The organism is Terriglobia bacterium (assembly GCA_020073085.1).
GTDB lineage: Bacteria > Acidobacteriota > Terriglobia > JAIQFV01 > JAIQFV01 > JAIQFV01.
The window spans coordinates 42002-48001 of the sequence record JAIQFV010000039.1 but is presented as its reverse complement, the minus strand read 5'-3'; the positions used below and the strand labels follow the sequence as shown (position 1 = coordinate 48001).

Here is a 6000-nt window from a genome sequence, read left to right as displayed (position 1 = left end):
GGGACGGTCACGTTGAGTGCGGTAGCGCCTGCGGGGGGTGCGATTGTGACGCTGTCCAGCAACAACACGGCGTCGGCGCAGGTGCCGGTGAGCGTGACGGTGGCGGCCAATGCCACCACGGCCACCTTCACGGTGACCACCAGCGCGGTGGCGGCAGTGACGCAGGTGGCGATTACCGCCAGTTACGGTGGAACCAGCCCGAGCACGACGCTGACGATCTTGCCGGCGGGAAGTTCGGTGCTCTTCAGCGATGATTTTTCGGGGCCGTCCGGTGCCGATCCGCTGTGGGTGACGGTGCAGGGGACCTGGAATGTGGCCGGCGGCGCGATGACGGGAACGAGTCCAGTCGGGACCGACGGGTACGCATACACCAATGGGACGTGGACGGATTACACGGTGCAGGGGCGGATCCAGTTTTCGGCGGGGGCGTTTGGTGGAGGGATGGGGGGACGGGTGAATGCCACCACGGGCGCTCATTATGGCGTATGGATTTATCCGGAAGGCTCGCCCGGTGGATCGTCGGTGGTGAAACTGGTGAAGTTCTGGGGTTGGGGGACGTGGGGCGGAACGCCCATGGCGCAGGCCAGTTTGCCCGGCGTGGGGACGAGCGGTCACACGCTTGTGCTGTCGTTCCAGGGCAGCCGGATTCGAGTCAGTTACGATGGAGTACAGGTGGTTGATGTGACGGACAATGGATTCGACTCGCGGGCGGCCTACACGAGCGGAGGGGTGGCCCTGGATATGTCGTCGTGGGGGGTGAGCACACCCACGGTGCTGAATATCGATAACGTTTGGGTGCTGGGGGCAACGTCGGCGCCGATAGCACAGAACGATACTTACAGCGTGGCCCAGGGCAGCGTGCTAAACACGTCGGCGCCGGGGGTGTTGGCGAATGACACGGGCACGGGATTGACGGCGGTGGTGGTGAGTCAGCCGGCGCACGGGACGCTCAGTCTGCAATCGAACGGTTCGTTCGTGTACACGCCCGTGGCCAGTTACAGCGGGGCCGACAGTTTCACCTACCAGGCGAGCTCCGCCGGTGTGCTGTCGAACACCGCGACGGTGTCGATCACCGTGACGCCTCTGACGCCAGTGGCACAGAACGACACGTACAGCGTAGTCCAAGGGGGCGTGCTGAACATGACTGCTCCCGGGGTGTTGGCGAATGACAGCGGCGCGGGATTGACGGCGGTGGTGGTGAGTCAGCCAACGCACGGGACGCTCAGTCTGCAATCAAACGGCTCGTTCATCTATACTCCGGCGGCGGGTTTCAGCGGGGCCGACAGTTTCACTTACCAGGCGAGCTCCGCCGGCGTGCTGTCGAACACCGCGACGGTCTCGATCACGGTGACATTACTGACACTGGTGGCGCAAGACGACACGTACAGCGTCGTTCAAGGGGGCGTTCTAAATGTGGCGGCTCCGGGAGTGTTGGCGAACGACACGGGTCCTGGTTTGACGGCGGTGCAAGTCACTCCGCCGGCACATGGGACGCTCAGTCTGCAGTCAGACGGCTCGTTCATCTATACGCCCGTAGTGAGTTTCAGCGGGTCCGACAGTTTCACCTACCAGGCGAGCTCCGCAGGGGTATTGTCGAACACCGCGACGGTGTCGATCACGGTGACACCTCTGGGGGCCAGTAACAAGATTCTTGTAATCGCGCCTCATCCGGACGATGACATCCTCATTGCTTCCGGAATCACTTATCAAGCAGTGGCCCGGGGAGACGCTGTCAGAGTAGTCTTCATGACCAACGGTGATTTTGGGGGCACCGCTATTTGCAGTACCGATCAGGGGCTAAGGAGGCAAGATGCCGCCGTAGCGGCACAGGCAATTCTGGGAGTCAACGAAGATAGCATGATGTTTCTTGGATATCCTGATGGGTATCTGACCACGGTTTTTGATGACTACCCGAATCAAACCGACACATTGACAACAGGGTGTGCTCAGTCGGTGACCTATGGGGATCGCGGGTTAGGACGGACCGACTATCATACTTACCGGTTCGGTTCCCCTGCCGCATACAATAAATTTAATGTTGTCCAGGATCTTGCAGATCTAATCTCTAATTTCAGGCCGGATCACATCTTCACCGTTTCTGAATACGATGCTCACCCGGATCATTCCAGAACCCATGAGTTCCTGAAACTCGCTGTACAATCTGTTCACAGCAGTGACCCCAGTTATACCCCCACCGTCCACAAGTCCATCGTCTGGATTAGTGATAATACATTTGCAAATTGGCCGCTCCCTCTTGACCCGACGTCCTATTTCACGGTAATCCCGGACGGGTACTATGCTGATCCGTCCCGTCCTTGGAGCGACCGGGAAAGTATCGACGTCCCATTAGTGATGCAATCAACGGACACCAATGTCAATCCCAAATACCTCGCAGTTTACATCCATGGAGGAACCGATCCTTTCTTGACCCGATTCGTTCATAAAGATGAGTTTTTCTGGTCTGAGAATCTGGTCGGGGCGAACCATCCTCCGGTACCCAATGCAGGGTCCGATCAACAGGTTGGGCAGGGAGCGGCGGTTCAACTGAATGGGTCGGGAAGTTTTGACCCCGACGTTGATCCTTTACTTTTTCAATGGATCCAATTTGGAGGGACTCCAGTCCAATTGTCAAATCCCAACAGTGCCCGTCCAACCTTTACCGCTCCCTCGGGTTTGACGCAGGATGCAATCTTAAGTTTCCAGCTTGTGGTGAGTGACGGCGCGTTGAGGAGCATACCCGACTCGGTTAATGTAACAGTGAAAGCGAGCGCGGTTGTTCTGGCGCAGAACGACACTTACAGCGTAGTTCAAGGGGGCGTACTGAATACCGCGGCTCCGGGGGTGTTGGCGAATGACACGGGCTCGGGGTTGACGGCCGCTGTGGTCAGTCAGCCGGCGCACGGGACACTCACCCTGCAGTCGGACGGCTCGTTCATCTATACTCCCGTCGCCAGTTTCAGCGGCGCCGACAGTTTCACGTACCAGGCGAGTTCCGCAGGCGTATTGTCGAACACCGCGACGGTGTCGATTACGGTGACGCCTCTGGGGGTGAGTTCTGTGACCCTGAATCCCACCTCGGTGCTGGGTGGAAATTCTTCGACGGGAACGGTGACCCTGAACGGACCGGCGCCGGCAGGCGGCGCCGTGGTGACACTGTCCAGCTCGAACACAGCGGCAGCCCAGGTCCCGGCCAGCGTGACGGTGGTAGCCAACGCCACCACGGCCACCTTCACGGTGACCACGAGCCCGGTGGCAAGTAATACTTCGGTGACCATCGGGGGGACTTACAATGGTACGACCCAGAATGCCGGCCTGACCGTGACCGTTACGGCCGCAGCGCTCAGTTCCGTCAGCCTGAATCCCGCCTCGGTGCTGGGTGGGAATTCTTCGACAGGAACGGTGACCCTGAGCGGCCCGGCGCCGACAGGGGGCGCTGTGGTGACCTTGTCCAGCACCAACACAGCGGCGGCGCAGGTGCCGGCCACCGTGACGGTAGCAGCGAACGCGACCACGGCCACCTTCACTGTCACTACGAGTCCGGTGGTGAGCAACACCGCGCCGACCATCTCAGGGATCTACAATGGCGTCACGCAGAATGCCGGCTTGACGGTGACGGCCGCGGTCCTGAATTCCGTCAGCCTGAATCCCACCTCGGTGCTCGGTGGAAACTCGTCGACAGGAACGGTGACCCTGAGCGGGCGGGCCCCGGCAGGGGGCGCCGTGGTGACCTTGTCCAGCACCAACACGGTGGCGGCGCAGGTGCCGGCGACCGTGACGGTAGCAGCGAACGCGACCACGGCCACCTTCACGGTGACCACGAGTCCGGTGGCGAGTAACACGGCACTGACGATCTCCGCGATTTACAGCGGGGTCACGAGGACTGCCGGCTTGACGGTGACGGCCGCGGTCCTGAATTCGGTCAACCTGAATCCTACATCCCTGGTGGGAAGAACCCCCTCCACCGGGACGGTGACATTGAGCGGACGGGCCCCGGCCGGTGGAGCGGTGATCACGTTGTCCAGCAACAACACGGCGGCAGCGCAGGTGCCGGCAAGCGTGACGGTGGCGGCCAACGCCACCACGGCCACCTTCACCGTGACCACAAGCCCGGTGGCCAGCAACGCCTCCGTGACGCTCTCCGCCATTTACAGCGGTGTCACCCGGCAAGCAACGTTGACGGTCAGGACGCCAGCCATTTCCACCCTCACGCTCAATCCGACGAGCGTGAGAGGAGGCAATCCATCCACGGGGACGGTCACCATCAACGGGCCGGCGCCAGCGGGTGGGGCGGTGGTCACGCTGGCCAGCAATCGAACCTCGGTGGCCACGGTGCCGGCCAGCGTCACAGTGGCGGCCGGCGCCACCAGCGCCACCTTTTCGGTGACCACGAGAACCGTGACCTCAACGAACACGGTCAGGATTTCGGCAACCCGGGGCACGACGATCAATGCGAATTTGACCGTGACACGATGAACGTTGTGCGATGCTGGAGCGAAGTTCTCGATGAGGTCCGCTTGGGTAGCCGGGATTCGCTGTTCCGTGGCGAATCGCGGGCTTTTGGCTTAGTCCGGGAGAGGGAACCAATTTCGGGCTTTCCGGGATGCTCCAAAGAGCGGAGCATCCCGGCTACCAAAGCATCCAGGAGGGCGAGCCTCACTCTCGTTGATCTTCATCTATAATCTTTTGTCTTGAATTCTCCCCTTGCATCTGCGATTTCGCGGATCTAGCATACCCTGCCACCTTCGTGTGGCATGACGTTCAATCAAACCCTTCACGACAAGAGAAGACCCATGACCATAGCTGAAGAGCCCTCGACCGCGATGCGCCAGCCTCGCGAGCAAATGCTAAAGCTCATCGCTCGAAGTTTCTACAAAGAGCTGACCAACTACGGCGTCAATAAAGCCCAGATCCTCACTGTCGCAGAACATCTGCTGGACAACGTGCAGCAGGAGCATGTTCCTGCCAACAGAGAAGGGGAATATTACAACCGGCTCTTTACCATCAAAGATGTGCAGGATGAATGGACCTCGGCAAATCGCCTGACGATGCAGGAGGTGAGCATCGCCCCCATGAGTCCGGGCTTGGTCCCCCAGATTGCAAGCTGGCTGCAGGGTTCAGCAATCCGGGAGAGCTTCTATCCCTGTTTTCCGGATTCTGAGAGACGGTTGGGGCGGTATTTTAAGGATTCGAGTCGGGAATACTTCTCAATCTCTTATCACCAGGACGTGGCCGGCATCATCGGCGGCGAAAACCTGGACACCGAGTCGGCCAAGCTTGAAATGAGGAAACTGGTGGGCGATCCCAGAATGCATGGCAAAGGCATCGGCAAGCGTGCCACGTTCCTGTTCCTCTATTACGTGTTCGTCATCCGGAAGTTTGAAAAGGTTTACATCCACTCGATGGACTTCAACGTTCGCAATATCGGCCTCAACAGCAAGTTTGGATTTGAATTGGAGGGGGTTTTCCTCGAGGACGCTCTCATCGATCACAAGCGCCGGGATGTCGTCCGGATGGCATTGTCCGGCCCGGTGTGGATGCACTTGTTTTCATAATCCAGCAGAAAGACTAACCGAAAATATTTGAAATAGGGCTGTCTGTGGCTCAGTCGAAGAATTCTTGTTCTGGATATCGAAGTCAGAGGTCAGAAGTCGGAAGTCGGATGTGAGAACCTTGGGTTCGAAGATTCCACCACAGAGGGCGTGCCTTCCTTCTGACCTCTGACTTCCGACTTCTGATGTCTCTCTTCTGACTTGTGGCCTCTGCCTTCCGACCTCTGAATTCCGGTTTCCGGTTTCCGGCTTCCGACCTCTGCCTTCCGACCTCTGATCTCCGACCTCTGATCTCCGACCTCTGACTTCCGGCCTCCGGCCTCTGGCTTCCGGCTTCCCGCTTCCGACCTCTGACTTCCGACTTTTGATCTCCGACCTCTGGCTTCCTGCTTCTGATCTCCGACCTCTGGCTTCCTGCTTCCGACCTCTGACTTTCGACTTCTGACTTCCG

Annotated in this window: 2 protein-coding genes; both read left to right on the top strand. The window is 59.3% G+C overall.

Annotated features, from left to right (window positions below; genetic code table 11):
• The first annotated feature begins 12 nt into the window (after window positions 1-12).
• A complete protein-coding gene (locus LAO21_21575; protein ID MBZ5555311.1) occupies window positions 13-4473 on the top strand; it encodes a cadherin-like domain-containing protein in 4461 nt (1486 codons plus the stop codon).
• A gap of 317 nt (window positions 4474-4790) precedes the next feature.
• Window positions 4791-5552, top strand: a complete 762-nt coding sequence (locus LAO21_21570) for a GNAT family N-acetyltransferase (GenBank protein ID MBZ5555310.1) — start codon at window positions 4791-4793, stop codon at window positions 5550-5552.
• The last annotated feature ends 448 nt before the right edge of the window (window positions 5553-6000 follow it).